Source organism: Streptomyces sp. NPDC003247 (genome assembly GCF_042888135.1).
Taxonomy (GTDB): Bacteria; Actinomycetota; Actinomycetes; order Streptomycetales; family Streptomycetaceae; genus Streptomyces.
The window spans coordinates 234,968-256,833 of sequence record NZ_JBIAPF010000003.1; the positions used below are offsets into that span (position 1 = coordinate 234,968).

A 21,866-nucleotide genomic window follows, 5' to 3' on the forward strand; every position below is an offset into this window, starting at 1 on the left:
CAGGGGCACCGCCCCGGCCCTGTGGTCCGACCGGCTACGTGAGCGCCAGTACCGTCGCCGCAGTGATGCCCACCGCCACGATGAACCCCCGCAGCGCCGTCGGCGGCAGCTTGCGGCCCACCCGGGCGCCGACCAGGCCGCCGACCGTGGAGCCGACCGCGATCACCACGGCTGCCGCCCAGTCGACGTGGGTGACGGCGATGAACACGACGGCCGAGACGCCGTTGACGATCGACGCGAGGACGTTCTTCACCGCGTTGAGACGCTGTAGATCGTCCTTGAGGAACGTCCCGAACACGCCCATGAGGATGACGCCTTGGGCGGCGCCGAAGTAGCCGCCGTAGACGCCGGTGCCGAACACGCCCAGCCACAGCGGCAGCCCGCCGTCGCCGTCGCCGACGCTCTCCCGCTTCTTCAGCCACGCGTTGAGGCGCGGCTGGAACAGGACGAGCACGCAGCCGGCGAGGATCAGGACGGGCACCACCGCGTCGAAGGCGCCCGACGGCAGCTTCAGCAGGAGCAGCGCGCCCAGCACGCCGCCGAGCAGGGAGCCCGCCCCGAATCTCAGTACCCTCCGCAGCTGGCCGCGGAGTTCACGGCGATAGCCGTACGCGGCACTGAGGGTGCCCGGCACCAGGCCGATGCTGTTGGAGACGTTGGCCAGGACCGGCGGGTAGCCGAAGGCCAGCAGGGTGGGGAAGGTGATGAGGGTTCCGGAGCCGACCACCGCGTTGACGGTGCCCGCGGCGATCGCGGCGGCCCCGATGGCCCCCGCCTCCACGACGTCCATGTGCTGTGCCTACCTGCCGGAGATGAGTTCCTCGACGGGCTGTCCGTCGGGGGTGTGCCGGGTGGAGATACGAAGCTTGTGCGGGTCGCCCTCCAGGATGAGGTCGACCGGCTGCGACTGGCCGATACCGGTGAGTGGGCGTCCGGTGCTGGTCGCCAGGACGCCCAGCTGGGCGAGCGACAGACCGCTGAACCGCTCCAGCTCGGCGACCAGCCGCGCGTCGGCGTCGTCCCGCGGCGCCGAGCCGTTGACCAGCTCGGTCAGGCGTCCCGTTTCCCCCTCCAGGTGCGGCTGCTCGGCCTTGAGGTAGTCGGCGAGGCCGGCCGCGCCGTCCGTGAACGGCGAGCGCACCATGCAGGCCAGCTGCTCCTCGGTGATGCCGAAGTTGTCCAGGGCGTACGCGTCCATGGCGGCCCGCATGCGCTCGACGGCCCCCTCACCCTCGTACCGAGCGGAGATCATCTCTATCAGGTGTTCGGGGAACTCCTTCTTCACCATCAGCTGCTTGCCGAAGGCCACGTACTCGTCGAGGCCCTCCGCGTAGCTGCGGCCGTACACGCGCTCGCACTTGAGGCCGCGGATGTGCGCCATGAGCGCCGGGTTGCCGCAGTCCGATTCGGAGAAGCTGAAGGCCACATCGTCGAACTGGAAGCCCAGGTAGTCGGTGAGCAGCTCCCAGTGGTCGCCGGACGCGTACTCCGTGTCGTCGTAGATGGAGAAGAAGCGCATATGGTCGGGGATGTCGTGGTGGACGCGGCGTTCCTCGACCAGGTCCGTGGCGTCCTTGCCGTAGATGTCCTCGAACCAGGCCCGCCCGATGTTGTCCGTGGCCTTCAGCACACCGCGGAATCCGGTGCGTTCGGCGCCCTGTGGAGCAACGCCCAGTCGTTCGGCGAGGCGGTGGATCCACACCAGGTAGGTGCGCTGCTCGTAGGGGGAGTCGCCGGTGATGATGAGGTCGACGCCGCCGTCGTGCGCGGCCCCGAGGCCGAAGGCGTGCGCGGCACTGAGGTTGCAGGCGTTGCAGAAGGTGGGACGGCCGTCGCCGAGCGTGCGGTGGCCGGTGACGAGGACGTCCAGGCGGTTGCGGGCGATGACGTGGTCGCGCTGCGGCAGGTCGACATGGAACGGCGTGATCTCGTCGCCGTCGATGAGGAACTGCTCGCAGTCGGGGTCGGCCGGCAGGTTCAGGGCGTTGTAGGTGCGGTCGATGTTGCGCATCACGGCGCCCGGTGTGCCCGCGTGACGCATCGTCACCACGCGCAACCGGAAGGTCGTTCCGGCCAGTTCGAACAGGCGTAGCTGCATGGACCGCACGAAGGCGGTGGTGTACGCGCTGTCCTTGCCCCCGCCGTAGGCGACCATGACGACGCGCTCGTCCAGCGGGCCGATCCGCTCCAGCTGGGCGCGGAGTTTCGGCACGCACCGCTCGACCTCGTCCCAGTGCCCCGAGGACACCATCCACCGGCGCAGCTCGCGCAGGGTCGCGGCGCGCAATTCCTGGGTGGCGGCGGGCGTTGTGCGGGGCCCGTCCGGCTTTTCGGTCGCGAAGGTCTCGGCCGTCTCGGTTGTCTCGGCTGTCCCGGTATCGACTGTCCCGGTATCAGCTGTCTCGTTGGCGGTGGTGCCCGTTACGGCGGACAAATGTGTTCCTTTCCGTTCCCAGGAAGGCGCGACCCTACAGGCCCTCGCCGAATACACAAACGCGAGACAAAGGGTCACCGAATCCTCGTGCCCTTGTCCCGCCAACGCGCCGGAGAATAACGCATGTTGACCAAGCCCTGTCCACAGTGAGCCGCCACCACCAGGGACGACGCAATAGCCGTCTCACTCTCTGAGAGAGACACTTCCAGGCGTCGTGATCACCGTGTTACCTTGCCGACGTGATCAACAGCAGCCTCTCGCGTGACTCGATAGAACAGGAACTACGCGACATCTGGGGGAAGTTGCTAGGAGCCGAAGTCGGCCGCGACGACAACTTTTTCGACCTCGGCGGCGATTCACTGAAGGTCGTCGAGGTGGTGATCGAGGCCCGGAAACGGGGGGTGAACTTCCGCAGCTCCGCCGTTTTCCGCAACCCCACACCGGCGCTCCTCGCCGCCAGCCTGACACCCTGACCGAAAATCGACGTTTCGACCGCCTCAACCGGGGGAAGCACCTCTTGAGCAGTCAGAAGATCTTGGGCAACGGTCTGTTGGTGCACGGCATCAACCGCAACGAGACCGACTACCTCTACAAGGAGATATTCGAGGAGGAGTCGTACGTCCCGCCCGGCGGTCTCCAGCTCCCCGAAAATGCCGTGGTGTTCGACGTGGGCGCCAATATCGGCATGTTCGCCCTCTTCATGTCCGAGCGTTTTCCGGACGCCCGGGTGTTCTCCTTCGAGCCGGTCCCGCAGACCTTCGAGGCGCTCTGCAAGAACGTGGCGTCCCTGCCCCACGTCACGCCGCTCAATATGGCGCTCGGTGACACGGCAGAGACCCGCGAGCTCACGTTCTACCCGCAGTACACGATGATGTCCGGTTTCGACGCCGATCCGGCCGTCGACAAGGCGTTGGTGAAGTCGTACATCGAAAACGTCGCGTCGACCCTGGACGCGGTGCGCGCCGAGGTTTTCGTCGAGGAGGCCGACGAACTCCTCGAAGGGCGCTTCGAAGGGCAGCAGAAGGTGCCGTGCACCGTCGAACGGCTGGATTCCGTCGCCGAGCGGCTCGGCATCGACCGCATCGACTTCCTCAAGATCGACGTCGAGGGCTTCGAGGTCAAGGTCCTCGAAGGCATCGGCGAGGAGCTGTGGCCGAAGATCGCCCGTGCCGCCGTCGAAGTCGAGGACGACCACGGCGAACTCGTCGCTGTCAGGTCCCTGTTCGAGAAGCACGGTATGCGCGTGAGCGTGGAGCAGCCCGCCGAGTACCGGGGCACCAGCGTGTACAACCTGTTCGCGGACCGGGGACAGGACGACTGATGGGCACGGACACCACCACGGCCGCCGGGCCGCTGTTCACGCTGCCGTCCGCCTGGCGCGGGACCGAGGGCGAGCCGGGCACCACGGCCACCGTCCCCTGCGGCGACCTCGCCGACGGGCTCCGGGCGCTCGCCGCGGTCTGCGGCCACGACGGCCTGGACGACGTGCTGCTCGCCGCACACCTGAAGGTGCTGGCGATGCTCACGCCCGAGCCGTCGTTCCGTACGGAGACCGTACGCAACGGCCGTCGCCTTCTCGCCGTGATGGACGACGTGCCCGTCACATGGCGGGAGTTGGCACTGAGCGTCGGAAAGCGGCTCGCGCCCTTCCACGAGGCGGGAACCGGTGCGCAGTCAACGGGCCGGCACCCACGCGTGCTCTTCGCCGACGAGGGCGCCGTCCCCGGAGGGGCGTACGCCCTCCACGTCGCCACCACCCCCACGGCCCTGACCCCCACGGCCCTCACCCTCACGATCTCCCCCGGCGTCCTCTCCCCCTCCTTCGCCGCCCTGCTGCCCGGCCTCTACCGCGCGGTCCTCACCGCGATGGCCACCGACCCCGACGGGGACGCCCTCGCCGCGTACCTGCCCGGCGACGAGCGCGAGCGACTGCTCGGCACCTGGAGCCGGGGCGGCACCGTCGACCGCGGCCGCGCCACCGTGCCGGAGCTCATCGAGGCGCAGGCCGCCCGCACCCCGGACGCGCCCGCCGTGAAGACGGGCGGCACCGTCCTCACGTACCGGCAGATCGACGAGCGGGCCAATCAACTCGCCCATCGCTTACGCAGGTTGGGAGCGACGCGCGACCGGCTCGTCGGCGTCTCGCTGCGTCGTGGACCCGAGCTGCTGCCCGCGCTGCTGGCCGTCTGGAAGGCGGGGGCGGGCTATCTGCCACTCGACCCGGCGCTGCCGGCCGGACGCCTCCGGCACATGATCGACGCCGCCGGATGCGACCTCGTCGTCACCGACTCCCAGCAGGTGTCCGCGCTCGGCGAGCCGGGCCCGGACACGTACACCGCCGTCCTCCTCGACGACGACGCGGAGCGCCGCGCCCTCGACGCGCTGTCCACCGCGCCCACCGGCGTCCCCGCCGATCCGGACGCCCTCGCGTACGTCATCTACACGTCGGGCTCCACGGGCAGCCCCAAGGGGGTGATGATCGAGCACAGCGGGCTCGCCAACTACCTCCGGTGGACGGCGGACGCGTACGCGGCGCGCGGCACCGGAGGGGCGCCCGTCTTCTCCTCGATCTCCTTCGACCTCGGCATACCCAGCCTGTTCACCCCGCTGATCACCGGGCAGCCCGTGCATCTGCTGCCCGACCCGCTGGACATCGCCGACCTGGGCGACCTGCTCGCGGCCGGCGCCCCGTACAGCTTCATCAAGATGACGCCGGGCCACCTGGACCTGCTCAGCGTCGACCTGGCCCCTGACGAGATCCGCGGACTGGCCGGGCTCGTCATCGCCGCCGGGGACGCCTTCACGGCCGACCTCGCACACAGATGGATCGATTCCGCAGGGCCCGGAGGCACCGCCGTAGCCACCGAGTACGGGCCGACCGAGATCACCATCGGCAACTCCGGGCAGGTCATCGCCGAGCCGCCCGGCACCGAACTGATCCCGCTGGGCGCGCCCATCCCCAACACCACCATGTACGTGCTCACCGACCGGCTCGAACCGGTGCCGACCGGCGTGCCCGGTGAGGTGTTCATCGGTGGCGCGGGTGTCGCCCGGGGTTACCTGGGCCGCCCCGACCTGACCGAGGAGCGCTTCCTGCCCGACCCGTTCGGTCCGCCCGGTGCCCGCCTGTACCGCACCGGCGACCTCGCGCGGTGGTTGCCCGACGGGGACCTCGAATTCCTCGGGCGTGCCGACCACCAGGTGAAGATCCGCGGCTTTCGCATCGAACTCGGCGAGATCCAAGCGCGGTTGCGCACACATGCGTCGGTTGCCGAGACCGTCGTCATCGCCGTCGGCGCCGCCCGCTCCCGCTCCCTCGCCGCGTACGTCGTCCCCGCGGAGGGGCACGGCGTGGATGCCGCGATCCTCACCGCGCACCTGGGCGCCGCCCTGCCGGACTACATGGTTCCCACCCACTTCGTGGCCATCGGACACGTGCCGCTGACCGCCAACGGCAAGGTCGACACGCGCGCACTGCGGGGTCTGCTGGAACCAGGCACCTGACCGCGGGCGGCACCGCGCACGCCGACGGCGCCACAACCGTCCGGCCCCGCGTGCGCCACCGGCAACCGCGGCTTCCGACGACACCCGCGACCGCTCCCGCCATCGGGCGGGCCCCGGCCCGCCCCGAGCCGCCGTACTGAGAGGCAGACCGTGACCGACACCCACCTTCCGTACGACCGGAACGAGTTTCGCTTCACCCTGACCGATGCCGAGCGCGCCGAGCTCGCCGAGCTGGCCGCCGAGCTGGCCGCCCAGGAGCCGCGCCGCGTCGACGACCCCGCATGGGGGCGGCACGCCCGCCGCCTCAGCTGCCGCCTGCCGCTGCGCCTGAGCGAGGTGGTGCGTGCCTTCCGCGCCGACCCGGGCCGCGACGGCACGCTCACCGTCGCGAACCTGCCCGTCGACGAGTCCATGCTGCCCGACACGCCCACGGTCGTCGATTCGGTGGAGCGCGCCGCGACCATACCCGCCGCCGTCACCATGCTGATCGGGCAGAACCTCGGCGAGGTCATCGCCTACCGCGACGAGAAGCACGGCGCGCTCGTGCAGAACGTGGTGCCCGTCCCCTCGCTCGCCGCCACGCAGTCCAACGGCGGCTCCGTTCCCCTCGAGTTCCACATAGAGAACGCCTTCCATCCGTACCGCCCCGACTACGTGGGACTGATGTGCCTGCGCAGCGATCACGAGGGCACCGCGGGCACGGAGGTCTGCTCGGTGCGGCGTGTGCTGCCGCTCATCGACGAGACGGACCTGAAGATCCTTCAGTCGCCCCGCTACGTGACCGAGGCACCCCCGTCGTTCCGCTCGGCCGAGCTGACCGCGCCCCACCCGGTGCTGGTCGGCGCGCCCGACGACCCCGACCTCCGGGTCGACTTCAACGCCACGAAACCGCTCGACGAGCGGGCCGCCGACGCCCTGGCCCGGCTGCGCACCACGATGATGGGCGCCGCCACCTCGCTGGTCCTCGCCCCCGGCGAGCTGGTCTTCGTCGACAACCGTCTCGTCGTGCACGGCCGTACCGACTTCGAGCCGCGCTACGACGGCAAGGACCGCTGGCTGCACCGCACCTTCGTGCACCTCGACCGCCGACGCAGCCGCGCCCACCGTGCGGACAACGGCTCGGTTCTGGTCTGATGGGCGCGACCGACTCCGCCGGCCGTCCCGTCCTGGCCCTCGTGGACGCACTCACCACCGGCGCCCTGCTGGCCCGCCAGGCGGCTGCCGACCACCGCATCGTGCACATCCGTTCACGAGCCGGCCTGCCCGAGACGTTCGCGGCGAGCCTGCCGGTCGAGGTCTTCGCCGCGGACCTGACGTACCCGGCGGACCCGGAGGGTGTGACGGCTCGGCTGGCGGCCCTGGAGCCGGTCGCCGTGATCGCCGCCAGCGAGTTCGGCGTGGAGACCGCGGACCGGCTCGCCGCCCGGTTCGGTCTGCGCGGCAACGACCCGGCCCTGTCGGCGGCCCGCCGCGACAAGGACCTGATGATGGCGGCCCTCGTCCGCGCGGGCGTGCCGGCACCGCGCCAGCACAGCTCCTCCGACCTCGGCGACCTCCTCTCGTGGCGGCGCGAACGGGGCCTGCACCGGGTCGTCGTGAAGCCCCTGGACAGCGCGGGTTCCGAGGACGTCTACGCCTGCGACACCGACGACGAGATCCGTGCCGCGTACGAGGCGGCCATCGGCAAGACGAACCTGATGCTGTGCCCGAACGAAGCGGTACTCGTCCAGGAGTACCTGGAGGGCGACGAGTACGTCGTCAACACCGTCAGCCGCGACGGCCGGCACTGGATCACCGACGCGTGGATCAGCCGCAAACGCCCGGCCGTCACCGGCGACAAGCGCCTCATCTACGACTACGAGGACCTGCTCGATCCCGACACCCCGGCGGCGCACGCCCTGTTCCCGTACGTGGAACGGGTCCTCGACGCTCTCGCCGTCACCGACGGGCCCGGCCACACCGAGCTGATCCTCACCCCGGCGGGCCCCCGGCTCCTGGAGACCGGCGCCCGCGTCTCCGGCCTCGCCAACCCGGTCGCCCTCACCCGCTGCACCGGCGCCGACCAGGTCGGTCTCACCCTCGACTGCCACACCGCCGACGCGCCGCTCCTCACGGCGCGTCCCCCGCGCTACGAGCGCCGCGAGCACGCCCGCTGCATCAACCTCGTCGCCCACCGCGCACTCCCCCTGCCCACGACGGAACTCGAGGCGGCGCTCAGCCGTCTGCCCGCCTTCCAGAGCAGCCGCTTCCGCAAGGCGGAGGGCACCGTGACCCGGCCCACGGTCGATCTCAACTCCTCACCCGGCGTCGTCTTCCTCGTCCACCGCGATCCGTCCGAGATCGAGCGCGGCTACAAGGCGCTCCGCGAGATCGAGCACGAGCTGCTGTGAGCCCCACCGATCCCGCATCCGGCTTCTTCAAGGAGTTCTTCGGATCCTTCCCGACCCCGGTGTACGTGGTCACCGCGCTGGGCGCCGACGGCGAGCCCCGTGGCTTCACCTGCAACGCGCTCACCGCCGTGTCCGCGAGCCCGCCGCTGCTGCTGGTCTGCGTGGACCGGGGCGCACAGACGCTGCCCGCGATCGTGTCGTCGGGGGCGTTCGTGGTGAACGTCCTCGACGCGTCGGGTGCCGCCATGTCACGGCTTTTCGCGGGCAAGGGACGGAACAAGTTCGCGCGGGTGCCGTGGCGGTCCGCCGACGGCGCGAAGGGCGCCCCCGTCCTCACGGACGGCGTCCTCGCCCACGCCGAGTGCCTCGTGGAGCGCACCGTCCCAGCGGGCGACCACGTCCTCTTCCTCGCGCGCGTAGCGGGCGGCGCGGCGGCCGTGGACCGGGAGGCGCTCCTTCACCGGCGGGGTGCCTACGGCAGTTGGGCGCCCGGACGACTCCTCGATGCCCTGGACCCGGTGGCCCGTGGCGACACCTGACGAGGAGCGCGCGGAGGCCACGGAGGCCGCGGACGCGAGAGCGGTGCCCGCGCCGCTCCACGAGACGCTGCTGCTCACCGCGTACGACCGGCTCGGCCCTTCCGGCGTACGCGGCTGGCGCGCTGAACTGGGCCTGTGCCTGGTCGCGGCCGCCCTGCTCGACCTGCACGCCGCCGGGCGGGTCGCGGTCGGCCCGCACAGCGTCCAGGTCACCGACGCGTCCCGCGCCGCCGACCCCGTCTGCGACCACCTGCTCGAACGCCTCGTGCTCGCCCCGCAGGCTCGCCGCGCCCACCACTGGATGCGGGTCGAGGCGGAGCCGGTCCTGGCCGCGACGACCGCGCGCCTCACCGGGGCGGGCCTGCTGCGGACGCGGCGGCACAGGCTTCTCGGTGTGCTGCCCGTCACCCGGTACGTGCCCACGCAGCCCGCCCCGCGCGAGACCACCGCCCTGGCCGGCCCGCTGCTCGCCGCTGCCCGGATCCCGGGCTCCTGGGCGCCCGTCCCCGAGGGCACCCGCGCCCACCTCGTATGCCGGGAACTGGCGTTCGCGGCCACCACGGCCAGGATGCAGCTGAGCCTGCCGTGAACACGTCCCCCGTGCTGGACGGCGAGATCCGCGACGGGCGCCTGGGCCGCCGGACTCGACGGCGACCGTCCCGGCCCCGGGGCTCCCTGCCGAAGGTGCCCCGGAGCGTGGACCGGGTGGTGAACGTCGGGCGGTGAGCACGGAGTTCCTCACGGTCGACGGCGGCCGACCGATGAGCACACGCCCGCAGCGCCCCCCACCCTGCCCCGCGCGACCCGCACAGCCCGCCACCCCGCCCCGCGCGACCCGCACAGCCCGCCACCATGCCCCCGCACGGCCCGCCGTCACGGTCCGCGCAGCCCCCCGCCATGCCCGTGCGGCCGCCCCACCGCGCCCGGACGGGCACCCCGTCACCCGGGCCCGGACAGCCGTCCCGTCACCGCGTCAGTACGGAGCGAGTTCACCCTTCCGCCCCACAGGGAGTCGTGTGACACTGGCGTCCCTGTCCGCATCGTGGACTCCGTCCGCACCCTCCCCCACGAAAGTGCGCCGTGCGCTCTCTTCCCCTGCCGCTCGCCCTCACCGCCCGCCTGACCCCGGTGGCCGTGCTCGCCTGCGCGGGCTGGGCGCTGTCGTCCGGGCCGCTCACCCCGACCCAGGACGAGGCGGCCGCGGACACGTCGAGAAGCCCGTCCGAGTCGTCGTCGTCCGCGCCCTCCTCCACCGCCGTGGCCAAGACGTTCACCACCGCGCCCGCGCCCTGCACGAGCGTGGCGACGAAGACGGTCTCCTCCCTGGTGCCGGGCGCCAAGACGGCGGGCAAGGAGATCCCCTCGACGGACACCGACGCCCGCCGCACCTGCTCCTGGAACGCGCTCAAGGGCTACGACTACCGCTGGCTGGACGTCTCCTTCGAGCTGATGGACTCGGACGACGCGGCCGGGACGTCGTACAAGGAGCGGATCGCGGAGAAGAGCGGCGGCGGGGCGGTGCCGGGACTCGGGGAGGAGGGCTACTCCGTGGTCAACCTCACCACCGAGGACAAGCAGCAGACCCGTGAGGGCGTGGTGATCGCCCGGGTCTCCAACGCGCTGGTGATCATCACCTACAACGGCAGCGACTTCGAGACGAAGAAGGCGCCGAGCACGGACGAGATCAACGAGGGCGCGATCAAGGCGGCGAAGGAAGCGGTCGCCTCCTTGCAGGCCTCGGTGAACTGACCGCGGCCCGGAGGGCGACGCCGGCGCGGTCGACAAGGTGACGCCGGCGCCGCCCGGAGGGTGAAGCGGGCGCGGTCACACGGGGCGCCGCCCGCGCCCCGCGAGGAGCATCAGCGCCAGGTACAGCGCCATCGAGGTGCCCAGCCCCACCGCCCAGCCGTAGTCGGCCAGCGGCTCCAGGGCCGGGATGGGCCGGCCGTCGATCAGCGGCTCGAACCCGGCGCCGCCGACGGCGAGGACACCGCCGGCCACGAAGGCGACGACGGCCCGCCAGTTCCAGCCGCCCGTGTACCAGTAGCGCCCGCCGGCGCGGTACAGGTCGGTCAGGTCGAGGTCGGCGCGGCGCAGGATCCAGTAGTCGGCGATGAGGATGCCGGCGACCGTGCCGAGCAGACCGCCGACCAGGCCGAGCCAGGTGAAGATGTAGCCCTGCGGGTCGGAGTACAGCTTCCACGGGAAGATGAGCACGCCGAGGACGCAGGTGGCGAGCGCGCCGGTGCGGAAACCGATCCTGCGGGGCGCGATGTTGGAGAAGTCGAAGGCCGGGGAGACCAGGTTGGCCGCGATGTTCACCGACAGGGTCGCCACCAGGACCGTCACCAGCGCGAAGAGCAGACCCACCACGTTGTCGGTCTTGGCGGCCAGCTGGACCGGGTCCCAGACCGCCTCCCCGTACACGGCCTGCGAACCCGAGGTGACCAGCACGGACAGCAGCGCGAACAACGTCATCGTCGTGGGGAGGCCGAGGGCCTGGCCCCACGTCTGCGCCTTCTGGCTGCGGCCGTAGCGGGTGAAGTCCGGGATGTTCAGGGACAGGGTGGACCAGAAGCCGATCATGCCCATCAGGGAGGGCCAGAACAGTTTCCAGAAGTCGCCGCCCCAGCCGAGCCGCGAGGGCTGGTCGAGCAGCGGGCCGAAGCCGCCCGCCTTGTCGCTCATCCAGACCAGCATCACCAGCGCGCCGACGAGCACGAAGGGCGCGGCCCAGTTCTCGAAGCGGCGGATCGTCTCCATGCCCCGGTGGACGATCGCGACCTGGATCGCCCAGAAGACCGCGAACGACAGCCACATGGTCCAGGGCCGGCCGCCGATCGTCCCGGCCTCGCTCCAGCCGTTGCCGATCAGCTTCCCGGCGAGGAAGTAGATCGCCTCGCCGCCGATCCAGGTCTGGATGCCGAACCAGCCGCACGCCACCAACGCCCGGACGACGGCGGGCAGGTTGGCGCCGCGGACGCCGAAGGAGGCGCGTGCGAAGACCGGGAAGGGGATGCCGTACTTGGGTCCCGCGTGCCCGGTGAGCAGCATCGGGACCAGCACGATCACATTGGCCAGCGCGATGGTGAGCACGGCCTGCTTCCAGTCCATGCCGACGGCGATCAGACCGGAGGCCAGCGTCCAGGAGGCCGTGTTGTGGGCCATGCCGACCCAGAGCGCGGAGAAGTTGTACGTGGTCCAGGTGCGCCGGTCGACGGGGACCGGCAGCAGGTCCTCGTTGGCGTAGGGGCCGCTGGGCGGCGGCGCACCGGGGGCGATCTCCACCCGGCCGTCGGCGCGGGTGATGTGCGAGGTCGGCGGTATGTCCGCGGGAGCGGTGTCGGTCATGGGCAGGCCAATCAAACGAGGGACGGGTCCGGAAAGGCCGTGCGGGTCTCCGGCCCCCTCCCCCGGGACGGCGGAGGAGGGGAGGACAGGAGTGGGGGGTGGGGAGGGGAGGGGGAGCGGACGCTCGGGGGCGGGTCGGCCGGGGAGCGGACGGGCGGCGGGTCAGCCGTTGACGGCCGGGATCACCTGGGCGCCGTACGCGTCGATGACCTTCTCCTGCGCGTCGTGCATGTCGTAGACGGCGAACTGGTCCACGCCCAGCTCGCGCAGCGCGTTCAGCTTCTCGATGTGCTTCTCGACCGGTCCGACGACGCAGAACCGGTCGACGATCTCGTCGGGCACGAACCGGGTGTCGGGGTTGCCGCTGCGCCCGTGGTGGGAGTAGTCGTAGCCCTCGCGCGCCTTGATGTAGTCGGTGAGTGCGTCGGGGACGGCGGCGGAGTGCTCGCCGTACTTGGCGACCAGGTCGGCGACGTGGTTGCCGACCATCCCGCCGAACCAGCGGCACTGCTCGCGCGCGTGGGCGAGCGCCTCGGGCGAGTCGTCGTCGGTGACGTACGCGGGGGCGGCGACGCAGATCGTCACCTCGGCGGGGTCGCGGCCGGCGGCGGCCGCCGCGTCCTTGACCGCCTTCACCATGTACTCGGTGAGGTACAGGTCGGCGAGCTGGAGGATGAAGCCGTCCGCCTCCTCTCCCGTCATCTTCAGCGCCTTCGGCCCGTAGGCCGCCATCCACACCGGGAGTTCGGCACCCGGCCCGATCCACGGGAAGCGGACGACGGTGCCGCCGAGGTCGGCCTCCTCGCCCCTCCCCAGCGCCCGGATCACCTTCATCGCCTCGCTGATGCGGGCCAGGGTGTTGGGCTTGCGGCCCGCGACGCGCATCGCGGAGTCGCCGCGGCCGATGCCGCACACCGTGCGGTTGCCGAACATGTCGTTGAGGGTGGCGAAGGTGGAGGCGGTGACCTCCCAGGTGCGGGTGCCCGGGTTCGTCACCATCGGGCCGACCTTCAGGTTCGTCGTGTTCGACAGGATCTGGCTGTAGATCACGAACGGTTCCTGCCAGAGCACCGCGGAGTCGAAGGTCCAGCCGTGCGTGAAGCCGTTGCGCTCGGCGCGCTTCATGAGGCCGACGACCTTCGAGGCCGGCGGGTCGGTCTGCAGGACGAGTCCGAAGTCCATGGCGCCACTCCCTAACTGAGGTACTGACAGGTGGAGCGCGGGAGGTAGACGCCGTGACCGGCGCGACCGGTGTACTCCCGCTCGGTGATGACGGGTTCGCCCCGTGACAGGACCGTCTCGACGCGGCCGGTGATCCGCCGGCCCTCGTACGCCGAGTAGTCGACGTTCATGTGGTGCGTCGCGGCGGAGAGCGTCTGCTCGGCGTGCGGGTCGTAGACGACGACGTCCGCGTCCGAGCCCGGGGCGATGGTGCCCTTCTGCGGGTACAGGCCGAACATGCGGGCCGGGGCGGCGCAGGCGATCTCGATCCAGCGGCGGCGCGAGATGTGCCCGTCGACGACGGCCTGGTGGAGGAGGTCCATACGGTTCTCCACGCCGGGCAGACCGTTGGGGATCTTCGAGAAGTCGCCCCGGCCGAGCTCCTTCTGGCCCGTGAAGCAGAACGGGCAGTGGTCCGTCGACACCACCTGGAGGTCGTTCGTCCGCAGCCCCCGCCACAGGCTCGCCTGGTGCTCCCTGGGCCGCAGCGGTGTGCTGCACACGTACTTGGCGCCCTCGAAGCCGGGCTCGGCGAGGTTGTCGGTGGACAGGAACAGGTACTGCGGACAGGTCTCGCCGAAGACGTTCAGCCCCGCGTCCCGTGCCCGGGTCAGTTCGGCGACCGCCTCCGTCGCCGAGACGTGCACGACGTACAGCGGGGCGCCCGCGACCTGGGCGAGCCGGATGGCGCGATGGGTGGCCTCGGCCTCCAGGAGGGCCTTGCGCACCTCGCCGTGGTACCGCGGGTCGGTCTCGCCGCGCGCCAGCGCCTGCTCGACGAGGACGTCGATGGCGATGCCGTTCTCGGCGTGCATCATGATCAGGCCGCCGTTCTCGGCGGAACGCTGCATGGCGCGCAGGATCTGGCCGTCGTCGCTGTAGAAGACGCCGGGGTAGGCCATGAACTGCTTGAAGGAGGTCACGCCCTCCTCCACGAGCAGGTCCATCTCCTTGAGCGTCTCCTGGTTCACATCGGAGACGATCATGTGGAAGCCGTAGTCGACGGCGCAGTTGCCCTCGGCCTTGGCGTGCCAGGTGTCGAGCCCCTGCCGGAGGGTGTGGCCGACGCTCTGCACCGCGAAGTCGATGATCGTGGTCGTGCCGCCCCAGGCGGCGGCCCGGGTGCCGGTCTCGAAGGTGTCGGAGGCGAAGGTGCCGCCGAACGGCAGCTCCATGTGGGTGTGGGCGTCGACGCCGCCCGGGATCACGTACTTCCCGGTCGCGTCGATGGTCCGCTCGGCCGTCCAGGCCTCGGCGGCCGTGGTGCCGGAGGCGGCGAGGGCGGCGACACGGCCGTCCTCGATCAGGACGTCGGCGTGGATCTCGTCGGACGCGGTGACGACGAGGCCACCCCGGATGACGGTACGGCTGCTCATGCGTGGACGCTCCGCTGGGTCGTGGTCGGACAGTGCGGGTCGTGCGGGGCCGGTCGCGCCCCCGCGGCGCTGCCGCGGACCGGCGGGGTCCCGCGCTCCGGACGGGGCGTCGGCCGTGGTCCGACGTCCGGCCGAGGCACGGACGGCGGTCCGGAGACCGTCCGGGGCACGAACGGCGGTCCGGAGACCGTCCGGGGCGCGGGCAGGGGTCCGCAGGCCTCAGGGGCGGCGGCAGCGGTCCGCCGGCCGTCAGGGGCGGCGGCAGCGGTCCGCGGGCAGGCCGTCAGGGCGCCGTCAGCGGCGCGTACGCGTCGGTGCGGCGGTCGCGGTAGAACTGCCAGCGGTCGCGGACCTCGCGCAGCTTGGCCAGGTCGAGGTCGCGGACGACGAGTTCGGTCTCCTTGTCGCTCGCCACCTCGCCGACGAACTGGGCCGCCGGGTCCACGAAGTAGGAGGTGCCGTAGAAGTCGTTGGCGCCGAGTTCCTCGACGCCGACCCGGTTGATCGCGCCGACGAAGTACTCGTTGGCGACGGCCGCCGCCGGCTGCTCCAGCTGCCACAGGTAGGCGGACAGGCCGCGCGAGGTGGCCGACGGGTTGAAGACGATCTCGGCGCCGGCCAGGCCCAGGGCGCGCCAGCCCTCCGGGAAGTGGCGGTCGTAGCAGATGTACACGCCGATCTTGCCGACGGCGGTGTCGAACACCGGCCAGCCGGCGTTCCCGGGGCGGAAGTAGAACTTCTCCCAGAAGCCCTCGACCTGCGGGATGTGGTGCTTGCGGTACTTGCCGAGGTACGAGCCGTCCGCGTCGATCACGGCGGCGGTGTTGTAGAGGACGCCCGGCTGCTCCTCCTCGTACACCGGCAGCACGAGGACGATGCCGTGTTCCCGGGCGAGTGCCTGGAAGCGCCGGACCACCGGCCCGTCGGGGACGCGCTCGGCGTACTCGTAGAAGGCCGGGTCCTGGACCTGGCAGAAGTACGGCCCGTAGAACAGCTCCTGGAAGCACAGGATGCCGGCGCCCTGGGCGGCCGCGTCGCGCACCGCCTGCTCGTGCACCCGGATCATCGACTCCTTGTCGCCGGTCCACGCGGTCTGGAAGAGGGCGGCGCGGATCACTCGGCTCATCGGGACCTCCGGTCGCTCGGTGTGCTGGGGCGGGCGCCGGCCGTGCCGTCGTCCGCACCGGGAGCGTAGGAAGTCCACGGGGCCGCTTGGAGGTGCACCGTGTCACGTCCGCGGGGGTGGCGCGTACCACCGTGTCACGTTGCCGCCGGCCCATGTTTCACCGCCGTTTTCGCAGGTCGTCGCATGTTTCACTCCTGTTGCGCGGGGCGTGCGGGCCGCGCGTGGTCGTCCCTGTCGCGCGGGCGTGCGGGTCGCGCGCGGTCATCCCTGTTGGGCGTCGTGCGCGAGGAGCGCGATGTGCACGGACGCGGCCTGCTCGAAGTCGTCGAGGTCGACCCCGAGCCGGGTCTGTATCGCCTCCAGCCGGCGGTACAGCGCGGGCCGGGAGACGTGGTGGAGCTGTGCGGTGCGGGACTTGTTGCGGCCGGTGGCGAGATAGGTGCGCAGGACGGCGAGCAGGTCGTCACCGGCCGCGCACAGCAGGCCGTCCAGCTCGCGCTCGGCGAAGGACTGCACGTGCGGGTCGTCCCGCAGCAGCCGGACCAGGCCGCGCAGCCGGACGTCCTTGAGGCGGACGACGGGCGGGAGGCCGAGGGCGGCCGGGGCGTCGGCGACGGCGTCCGCGACGTGCTGCGCCTCGCGCAGCCCGGCGGGCACGTCGTCCCAGGCGGTCCGCGCGGCGGCCGCGGCGACGACGGTACGGTCCTCGTCCGACTCGGCGCGCAGCCGGGCCGCGAAGTGCGCGGTGAGCGCCTCGGCGTCCTGGTCGCGGGCGAGGCTGAGCAGGACGGCGGTGGCCCCGCCGGTGAGCGCGGCGACCAGGCCGGGCAGTCCCAGCAGCCGCAGGACGCGGTCGAGGCGGGCGGGCTCGGCGTCGCGGACGGCGAGCGGGACGAAGGTGCGCCGGTTGACGGGGAGCCCGGCGGCCCGCGCGCGGGGCAGCAGCTGCCGGGCCGGTACGACGCCGGAGACCAGGTCGGTGAAGAGGCCCTGCGCGGACTGCTCCTCCCAGGTGCGGGCGGCGGTGCCGCCGAGCATGCGGTGCAGGACGAGGGCCTCGGCGGCCCGGTCGGCGAGCAGCCGTCCGCCCGCGGCGGGGCCGCGGTGGCCGCACAGGGTGAGCTGCCCCCAGCGTTCGCCCCGGCCGCCCAGTTCGGCGCGGATCCAGCCGTCGCCCTCGCTGCCGCCGGCCTGCCGGGCGATGCGCTCCCAGTCGCGCAGCACGTCGTCGACGGCCGGCCGCTCCCCCGCGGTGGCCAGCACCCGGTGGGCGAGGTTGGTGACGACGACGGGGCAGCCGCTGTGCCGGGCGACCTCGTCGAGCAGGCGTTGCAGCGGCGCGCCGGCGGTGATGAGCCCGGTCAGCGCGGTCCGTACGGCCTCGGAGAGGCTGACGGCGGCGAACTTCCGCCGTACCAGCCGGGACTGGACCTCCTCCGTCAGCTCGGCGAACGGGAACGGCCGGTGCAGGACGACCATGGGCAGCCCGCACCGCTCGGCCGTGCGCCGCATCACGTCCGGCGGCGCGGGGAAGGCCCGTCCGAGGCCCAGGACGACGGCGGCGGCCTCCGCGCGGTGCAGGGAGCGGACGTACTCGGCCTGTCCGTTCTCGTCGCCGGCGAGCAGCACCCCAGTGGTGAGCACCATCTCGCCGCCGCTGAGCATCACGCCGACGTCGGCGGCCTCGGCTACGTGCACCCAGCGCACGGGCCGGTCGAGCTGGGCGGCGCCGGCCACGACCTCCGGCTCGCCGGCCAGCACGCGGTCCAGGGCGAGGACCTGACGGACCGACAGGGCGGGTTCCAGGGCCTCCGCGGGCCCCCGGTACTCCCAGGTGCTGGTCATGGCGTTGTTCCCTCGCTCACGGTGGTGCTGCTGCGTGCTCCTCGGTGCCGCGTGCTCCTCGGTGCCGCGTGCTCCTCGGTGCCGCGTGCTCCTCAGCGCTGCGTGCTCCTCAGTGCGCCGTCGAGGATCGCGGCGCCCTCCTCGGCCTCCGCGACGGTCAGGGACAGCGGCGGTGCGATGCGCAGGGCGCTGGTGCTGTGGCCGCCGCCCTTGCCGATCAGCAGGCCGTCCGCGCGGGCCGCCTCCAGGACGGCGGCCGCCCGGTCCGGGTCGGCCTCGTCGGTGCCGGGCCGGACGAGCTCGACGCCGATCATCAGTCCGCGCCCGCGCACCTCCCGTACGCCCGGGTCGTGCGCGGTGACGGCCCGCAGCCGTTCGATGAGCAGTCCGCCGACCCGCCGGGCGTTGCCCTGGAGGTCGTGCTCCAGCAGGTGGGCGAGGTTGGCGAGGGCGGCCGCCATGGTGATCTGGGTGCCGCCGAAGGTCGAGATGCTGTTGGCGTCCAGACAGTTCATGATCTCGGCGCGGGCGATGACACCGCCGACGGACATGCCGTTGCCGATGCCCTTGGCGAAGGTGACGATGTCCGGCGGGCCGTTGCGGCCGTGTGCCTGCCAGCCCCAGAAGTGGTCGCCGGTGCGGCCCCAGCCGGTCTGCACCTCGTCGGCGATCCAGAGGATCCCGCGCTCGTGCAGCACCTCGCGGAACGCCGCGTAGAGCCCGTCCGGGGGCGAGGTGAAGCCGCCGACGCCCTGGATCGGCTCGGCGATCAGCGCGGCGGGCGGGCGGGTGTGGCCGAGGATGTCCTTCAGGTCCTCCACGCAGGCCGCGATGAACGCGCGGTCGTCGAGCGTGGCGTAGGGGCCGCGGGTGCGTACGCCGCCGTGGACGTACAGCGTCTGGAGGGGGGACAGGGAGGTCGGGGACCAGCCGCGGTTGCCGGTGACGCCGACCGCGCTGAAGGAGCGGCCGTGGTAGCTGTTGCGCATCGCCAGCACGGTGTTGCTGCGCCGGTACGCCGTCGCCAGCAGCAGGGCCGTGTCGTTGGCCTCGGTGCCGGAGGTGGTGAAGAAGACGCGGGCGTCGGGGACGGCGCTCACCCGGGCGATGCGTTCGGCGAGTTCCACCATCGGCCGGTTGAGGTAGAGCGTGGACGAGTGGACGATCCGTCCGGCCTGTTCACCGACCGCCTTCGCGACCTCGGGCAGCGCGTGGGCGGTCATCGTGGTGAGGATGCCGCCGAAGAAGTCGAGGTACCGGGCGCCCCGCGCGTCCCAGACGTGCCGGCCCTCGCCGTGGGTGATCTCCAGCGGTTCGTCGTAGTAGAGGGCGAGCCAGTCCGGGAGGACCCTGCGGTGGCGGGCGTACAGGTCGTCGCTCACGGCCGCACCAGCCCCTCGTAGGCGTCGGGGCGGCGGTCGCGGTAGAAGGCCCAGGTCTGCCGCACCTGCTCGACCAGGTCGAAGTCGAGGTCGCGGACGACGAGTTCCTCGTCCTTGTCGCCGGCCGGCTCGCCGACGAACTGGCCGCGCGGGTCGACGAAGTAGGAGGTCCCGTAGAAGTCGTTGTCGCCGTACTCCTCCACGCCCACCCGGTTGATGGCGGCGACGAAGTACTCGTTGGCGACGGCGGCCGCGGGCTGCTCCAGCCGCCACAGGTGGGCGGAGAGGCCGCGGTGGGTCGCCGACGGGTTGTAGACCAACTGGGCTCCGTTGAGGCCGAGTTGCCGCCACCCCTCGGGGAAGTGCCGGTCGTAGCAGATGTAGACGCCGACCTTGCCGACGGCGGTGTCGAAGACGGGCCAGCCCAGGTTGCCCGGCTTGAAGTAGTACTTCTCCCAGAAGCCCTTGACCTGGGGGATGTGGTGCTTGCGGTACTTGCCGAGGTACGAGCCGTCGGCGTCGATCACGGCCGCGGTGTTGTAGTAGAAGCCGGACTGCTCGATCTCGAAGACGGGGACGACGATCACCATGCCCGTCTCGCGGGCCAGGTCCCGCATGCGCCGGACGGTCGGCCCGTCGGGGACCGGCTCGGCCCAGCGGTAGTGCTCCGGCTCCTGGACCTGGCAGAAGTAGGGGGCGTTGAACACCTCCTGGAACCCGATGATCCTCGCCCCCTGCCGGGCCGCCTCACGGGCGTGCTCCTCGTGTTTCGCCACCATGGACTCGGTGTCGCCGGTCCAGGTGGCCTGGACCAGGGCGGCACGGACGACGTTGGCCATGAGCTGCTCCTTCGACGGGGAACGCCAGAGCCTCTACGCCCGTAGACGACGGCCGTAGAGGGACGAACGTAAGCCTCCCGGACGGGCTTGCCAAGACCATCGTCGTCAACCCGCGGTGTCGATCGCGTTTCACACTCCGGTGGGTGAGCCACGGCCGTACGGCGTACCCGGCGGGCACCGGTCAGACCGTGAGACCGGCGGCCCGCAGGGCGTGCGCCAGGTACCGGTGCCGCTCGTCGGACACGTCCCGGGCCGCCTCCAGCAGCAGCGGGGCGAGGACCCTCGGGTCCGGGGCGGCGCTGCGGGCCGCCTCCTCGGGGGTGCGCACCCGGACGTAGGCGTCGAGCAGCGCCCGTGCCGCGGGGCGGCGGCCCTGGGCGAGCAGACCGCGGGCGGCCTCCCCGATCTCGTCGGCCGGACGGACGACGCCCTGCCGCAGGATCCGCTCCCCGTCGGCCGTGTGCCCCGCCCCGGCCAGGGCGTCCGCGGCGGCGACCAGCCGGTCGGCGGGCAGCGAGGCGGCCTCCCACAGCAGGGTCGTCCAGTCGGCGTCGAGCCCGGCGCGGCGGAGGTCGGCGGCGAGCAGCGGGATCCGGGCGGCGGGCCAGTACGCGAGTTCCGCGAGCAGCGCGTGGGCCTCTCCGCTGCGGCTCTCGGCGCGCAGCCGCACCAGCCGGTCCACCGCCTCGGCGCTCTCCCGCCGCGCCACCGCGTCCCCCGGCTCGGCCCACGCCTCGCCCCCCGGCTCCGGCCGCTCCGCCACGGCCTCGGCGGCCCCGGCGGCCCCGGCGAAGCGCGCCCCGCGTGGGGCGCGGCGCGCGGCGTACGGGGACGCGGCCGGCACGGCGGACGGGGACGTGGCGAACGCGGACGGCGCGGGTTCGGCGGCGGGCGGTACGACGACGGGACCGGCGGTCTCCTCCTCCACCAGACCGGCGAAACGGGCACTGCCCCGCCTGCGCTTGCGCTGCTTGGGGGTGGGCGCGGGGACGGGATCGGGGGCGGGTGCGGGTGCGGCGGAGGCGGTCGGGCCGTCGGTGTACGTGGTGGGCGCCGGGGCGCCCGGGGAGTCGGCGTACGCGGACGGCGTGGCGGTCAGGACGTCGGTGTACGTGGGCGCCGTGGCGCTCACGGCATCGGCGTACGTCGGCGCCGTACCGATCGGGGCATCGGCGTACGCGGACGCCGTGGCGCTCGGGGCGGGGCCGGCGGCGGTCCGGCGCGCCGGGTGCGGGTGCGGCGTCCGCGCGTCCTCCGCGCGCCGTCCGTCCTCCGCTCGCCGGTCGGCCTCCGCGATCCGGTACCGCAGTTCGGCGCAGCGGGCGGTGGCCCGCTCGTGGTCGTCGTGGGCCCAGGCGAGGTCGAGGCGGAGGGCGTCGGCCTCGTCGCGGTCGGCCGCGGCGGCCAGCAGACGGCCCAGTTCGGCCTGGTGCTCGACCGCGTGGCGCTGTTCGCGCAGCATGACGTCGAGCCGGCCCTCCAGGGCGTCGCGGCCTCCGGGCCGGTCGTCGTGGGCGACGAGGGCGGCGAGGTGCAGAGGCCGGGCCCGTTCCGCGTCCTGGGCGGCGGCCGGTGTGCCGTACTCCGCGGCCAGGTCCTGGAGCAGCGCCTCGACGACGTCCCACGGCGGCACCTCGTGCCCGTCGAGACAGGCTCGCATGCCGTCCGGGTCGCGCTGCCAGAACACCGCGCACCAGCCGGCGCCCTGGTCCAGGCGCCCCAGGAGGCCGTCCAGGTAGTCCGCGAACTCCCGCACCGGGGCCGGGAGCCGATCCGGAGCCATCGTCCACCTCCCGTGCGACCGCAACATCACGGTCCGTAGAAAACACCAGTTGTGTTACGGCGCGGCTACGGGGAGT

Annotated in this window: 18 protein-coding genes; 8 read left to right on the forward strand and 10 right to left on the reverse strand. The window is 72.4% G+C overall.

Annotation, left to right across the window (positions count from 1 at the left end; translation table 11 throughout):
• Nucleotides 1-34 precede the first annotated feature (34 nt).
• Together ACFYWQ_RS10500 and ACFYWQ_RS10505 are read right to left on the reverse strand one after the other, a co-directional pair.
• Nucleotides 35-790 (reverse strand): sulfite exporter TauE/SafE family protein, encoded by a 756-nt coding sequence (locus ACFYWQ_RS10500; protein WP_389514776.1) that lies wholly within the window; start codon nt 788-790, stop codon nt 35-37.
• Nucleotides 791-799: 9 nt separating this feature from the next.
• A complete protein-coding gene (locus tag ACFYWQ_RS10505) occupies nt 800-2,434 on the reverse strand; it encodes a PqqD family protein (protein ID WP_389514777.1) in 1,635 nt (544 codons plus the stop codon).
• Between the two features lie 239 nt (nt 2,435-2,673).
• On the opposite strand from ACFYWQ_RS10505, the gene ACFYWQ_RS10510 reads away from it, so the two are divergent.
• From ACFYWQ_RS10510 to ACFYWQ_RS10545, 8 genes are all read left to right on the forward strand, one after another.
• The gene (locus ACFYWQ_RS10510; RefSeq protein WP_389514779.1) at nt 2,674-2,907 is read left to right on the forward strand and encodes a phosphopantetheine-binding protein; all 234 of its coding nucleotides are present in this window, start codon (nt 2,674-2,676) and stop codon (nt 2,905-2,907) included.
• A gap of 44 nt (nt 2,908-2,951) precedes the next feature.
• Nucleotides 2,952-3,755: an FkbM family methyltransferase gene (locus tag ACFYWQ_RS10515; RefSeq protein ID WP_389514782.1), complete on the forward strand. Its 804-nt coding sequence runs from the start codon at nt 2,952-2,954 to the stop codon at nt 3,753-3,755.
• On the forward strand, nt 3,755-5,938 hold the full coding sequence (locus tag ACFYWQ_RS10520) for an amino acid adenylation domain-containing protein (RefSeq protein WP_389514784.1): 2,184 nt from the start codon (nt 3,755-3,757) through the stop codon (nt 5,936-5,938). Before ACFYWQ_RS10515 ends, ACFYWQ_RS10520 begins: the two co-directional genes overlap by 1 nt.
• Before the next feature lie 150 nt (nt 5,939-6,088).
• A complete protein-coding gene (locus tag ACFYWQ_RS10525) occupies nt 6,089-7,072 on the forward strand; it encodes a TauD/TfdA family dioxygenase (protein ID WP_389514786.1) in 984 nt (327 codons plus the stop codon).
• Entirely contained in the window at nt 7,072-8,328 is a 1,257-nt protein-coding gene (locus tag ACFYWQ_RS10530) for an ATP-grasp domain-containing protein (RefSeq protein ID WP_389514788.1), read from the forward strand. Before ACFYWQ_RS10525 ends, ACFYWQ_RS10530 begins: the two co-directional genes overlap by 1 nt.
• Nucleotides 8,325-8,867, forward strand: a complete 543-nt coding sequence (locus tag ACFYWQ_RS10535) for a flavin reductase family protein (RefSeq protein WP_389514790.1) — start codon at nt 8,325-8,327, stop codon at nt 8,865-8,867. The genes ACFYWQ_RS10530 and ACFYWQ_RS10535 overlap by 4 nt, the downstream gene beginning before the upstream one ends.
• On the forward strand, nt 8,854-9,456 hold the full coding sequence (locus tag ACFYWQ_RS10540; RefSeq protein ID WP_389514792.1) for a GPP34 family phosphoprotein: 603 nt from the start codon (nt 8,854-8,856) through the stop codon (nt 9,454-9,456). Before ACFYWQ_RS10535 ends, ACFYWQ_RS10540 begins: the two co-directional genes overlap by 14 nt.
• 491 nt (nt 9,457-9,947) lie before the next feature.
• On the forward strand, nt 9,948-10,616 hold the full coding sequence (locus tag ACFYWQ_RS10545) for a hypothetical protein (protein ID WP_389514793.1): 669 nt from the start codon (nt 9,948-9,950) through the stop codon (nt 10,614-10,616).
• 75 nt (nt 10,617-10,691) lie between these two features.
• Here ACFYWQ_RS10545 and ACFYWQ_RS10550 read toward each other — a convergent pair whose 3' ends face one another.
• The 8 genes from ACFYWQ_RS10550 to ACFYWQ_RS10585 all read right to left on the reverse strand — a co-directional run bounded on the left by ACFYWQ_RS10550 (nt 10,692) and on the right by ACFYWQ_RS10585 (nt 21,790).
• A complete protein-coding gene (locus ACFYWQ_RS10550) occupies nt 10,692-12,218 on the reverse strand; it encodes an NCS1 family nucleobase:cation symporter-1 (protein WP_389514795.1) in 1,527 nt (508 codons plus the stop codon).
• Nucleotides 12,219-12,380: 162 nt separating this feature from the next.
• Nucleotides 12,381-13,400 (reverse strand): TIGR03842 family LLM class F420-dependent oxidoreductase, encoded by a 1,020-nt coding sequence (locus ACFYWQ_RS10555; protein WP_389514797.1) that lies wholly within the window; start codon nt 13,398-13,400, stop codon nt 12,381-12,383.
• Between the two features lie 11 nt (nt 13,401-13,411).
• Complete coding sequence (gene hydA / locus ACFYWQ_RS10560) at nt 13,412-14,815, reverse strand: dihydropyrimidinase (protein WP_389514799.1); 1,404 nt, start codon at nt 14,813-14,815, stop codon at nt 13,412-13,414.
• A gap of 283 nt (nt 14,816-15,098) precedes the next feature.
• On the reverse strand, nt 15,099-15,941 hold the full coding sequence (locus ACFYWQ_RS10565) for a nitrilase-related carbon-nitrogen hydrolase (protein WP_389514801.1): 843 nt from the start codon (nt 15,939-15,941) through the stop codon (nt 15,099-15,101).
• 261 nt (nt 15,942-16,202) lie between these two features.
• Nucleotides 16,203-17,786: a PucR family transcriptional regulator gene (locus ACFYWQ_RS10570; protein WP_389514802.1), complete on the reverse strand. Its 1,584-nt coding sequence runs from the start codon at nt 17,784-17,786 to the stop codon at nt 16,203-16,205.
• Nucleotides 17,787-17,878: 92 nt separating this feature from the next.
• On the reverse strand, nt 17,879-19,168 hold the full coding sequence (locus ACFYWQ_RS10575; protein ID WP_389514804.1) for an aspartate aminotransferase family protein: 1,290 nt from the start codon (nt 19,166-19,168) through the stop codon (nt 17,879-17,881).
• Complete coding sequence (locus tag ACFYWQ_RS10580; RefSeq protein ID WP_389514806.1) at nt 19,165-20,007, reverse strand: nitrilase-related carbon-nitrogen hydrolase; 843 nt, start codon at nt 20,005-20,007, stop codon at nt 19,165-19,167. Before ACFYWQ_RS10580 ends, ACFYWQ_RS10575 begins: the two co-directional genes overlap by 4 nt.
• 181 nt (nt 20,008-20,188) lie before the next feature.
• On the reverse strand, nt 20,189-21,790 hold the full coding sequence (locus ACFYWQ_RS10585) for a hypothetical protein (RefSeq protein ID WP_389514808.1): 1,602 nt from the start codon (nt 21,788-21,790) through the stop codon (nt 20,189-20,191).
• Between the last annotated feature and the right edge of the window lie 76 nt (nt 21,791-21,866).

Excerpts from the sequence above, each read along its gene's own strand:
- ACFYWQ_RS10500 (WP_389514776.1), bottom strand. The coding sequence starts at position 790 with ATGGACGTCGTGGAGGCGGGGGCCATCGGGGCCGCCGCGATCGCCGCG.
- ACFYWQ_RS10520 (WP_389514784.1), top strand. The coding sequence starts at position 3,755 with ATGGGCACGGACACCACCACGGCCGCCGGGCCGCTGTTCACGCTGCCG.
- ACFYWQ_RS10530 (WP_389514788.1), top strand. The coding sequence starts at position 7,072 with ATGGGCGCGACCGACTCCGCCGGCCGTCCCGTCCTGGCCCTCGTGGAC.
- ACFYWQ_RS10550 (WP_389514795.1), bottom strand. The coding sequence starts at position 12,218 with ATGACCGACACCGCTCCCGCGGACATACCGCCGACCTCGCACATCACC.
- ACFYWQ_RS10555 (WP_389514797.1), bottom strand. The coding sequence starts at position 13,400 with ATGGACTTCGGACTCGTCCTGCAGACCGACCCGCCGGCCTCGAAGGTC.
- hydA (WP_389514799.1), bottom strand. The coding sequence starts at position 14,815 with ATGAGCAGCCGTACCGTCATCCGGGGTGGCCTCGTCGTCACCGCGTCC.
- ACFYWQ_RS10565 (WP_389514801.1), bottom strand. The coding sequence starts at position 15,941 with ATGAGCCGAGTGATCCGCGCCGCCCTCTTCCAGACCGCGTGGACCGGC.
- ACFYWQ_RS10570 (WP_389514802.1), bottom strand. The coding sequence starts at position 17,786 with ATGACCAGCACCTGGGAGTACCGGGGGCCCGCGGAGGCCCTGGAACCC.
- ACFYWQ_RS10580 (WP_389514806.1), bottom strand. The coding sequence starts at position 20,007 with ATGGCCAACGTCGTCCGTGCCGCCCTGGTCCAGGCCACCTGGACCGGC.
- ACFYWQ_RS10585 (WP_389514808.1), bottom strand. The coding sequence starts at position 21,790 with ATGGCTCCGGATCGGCTCCCGGCCCCGGTGCGGGAGTTCGCGGACTAC.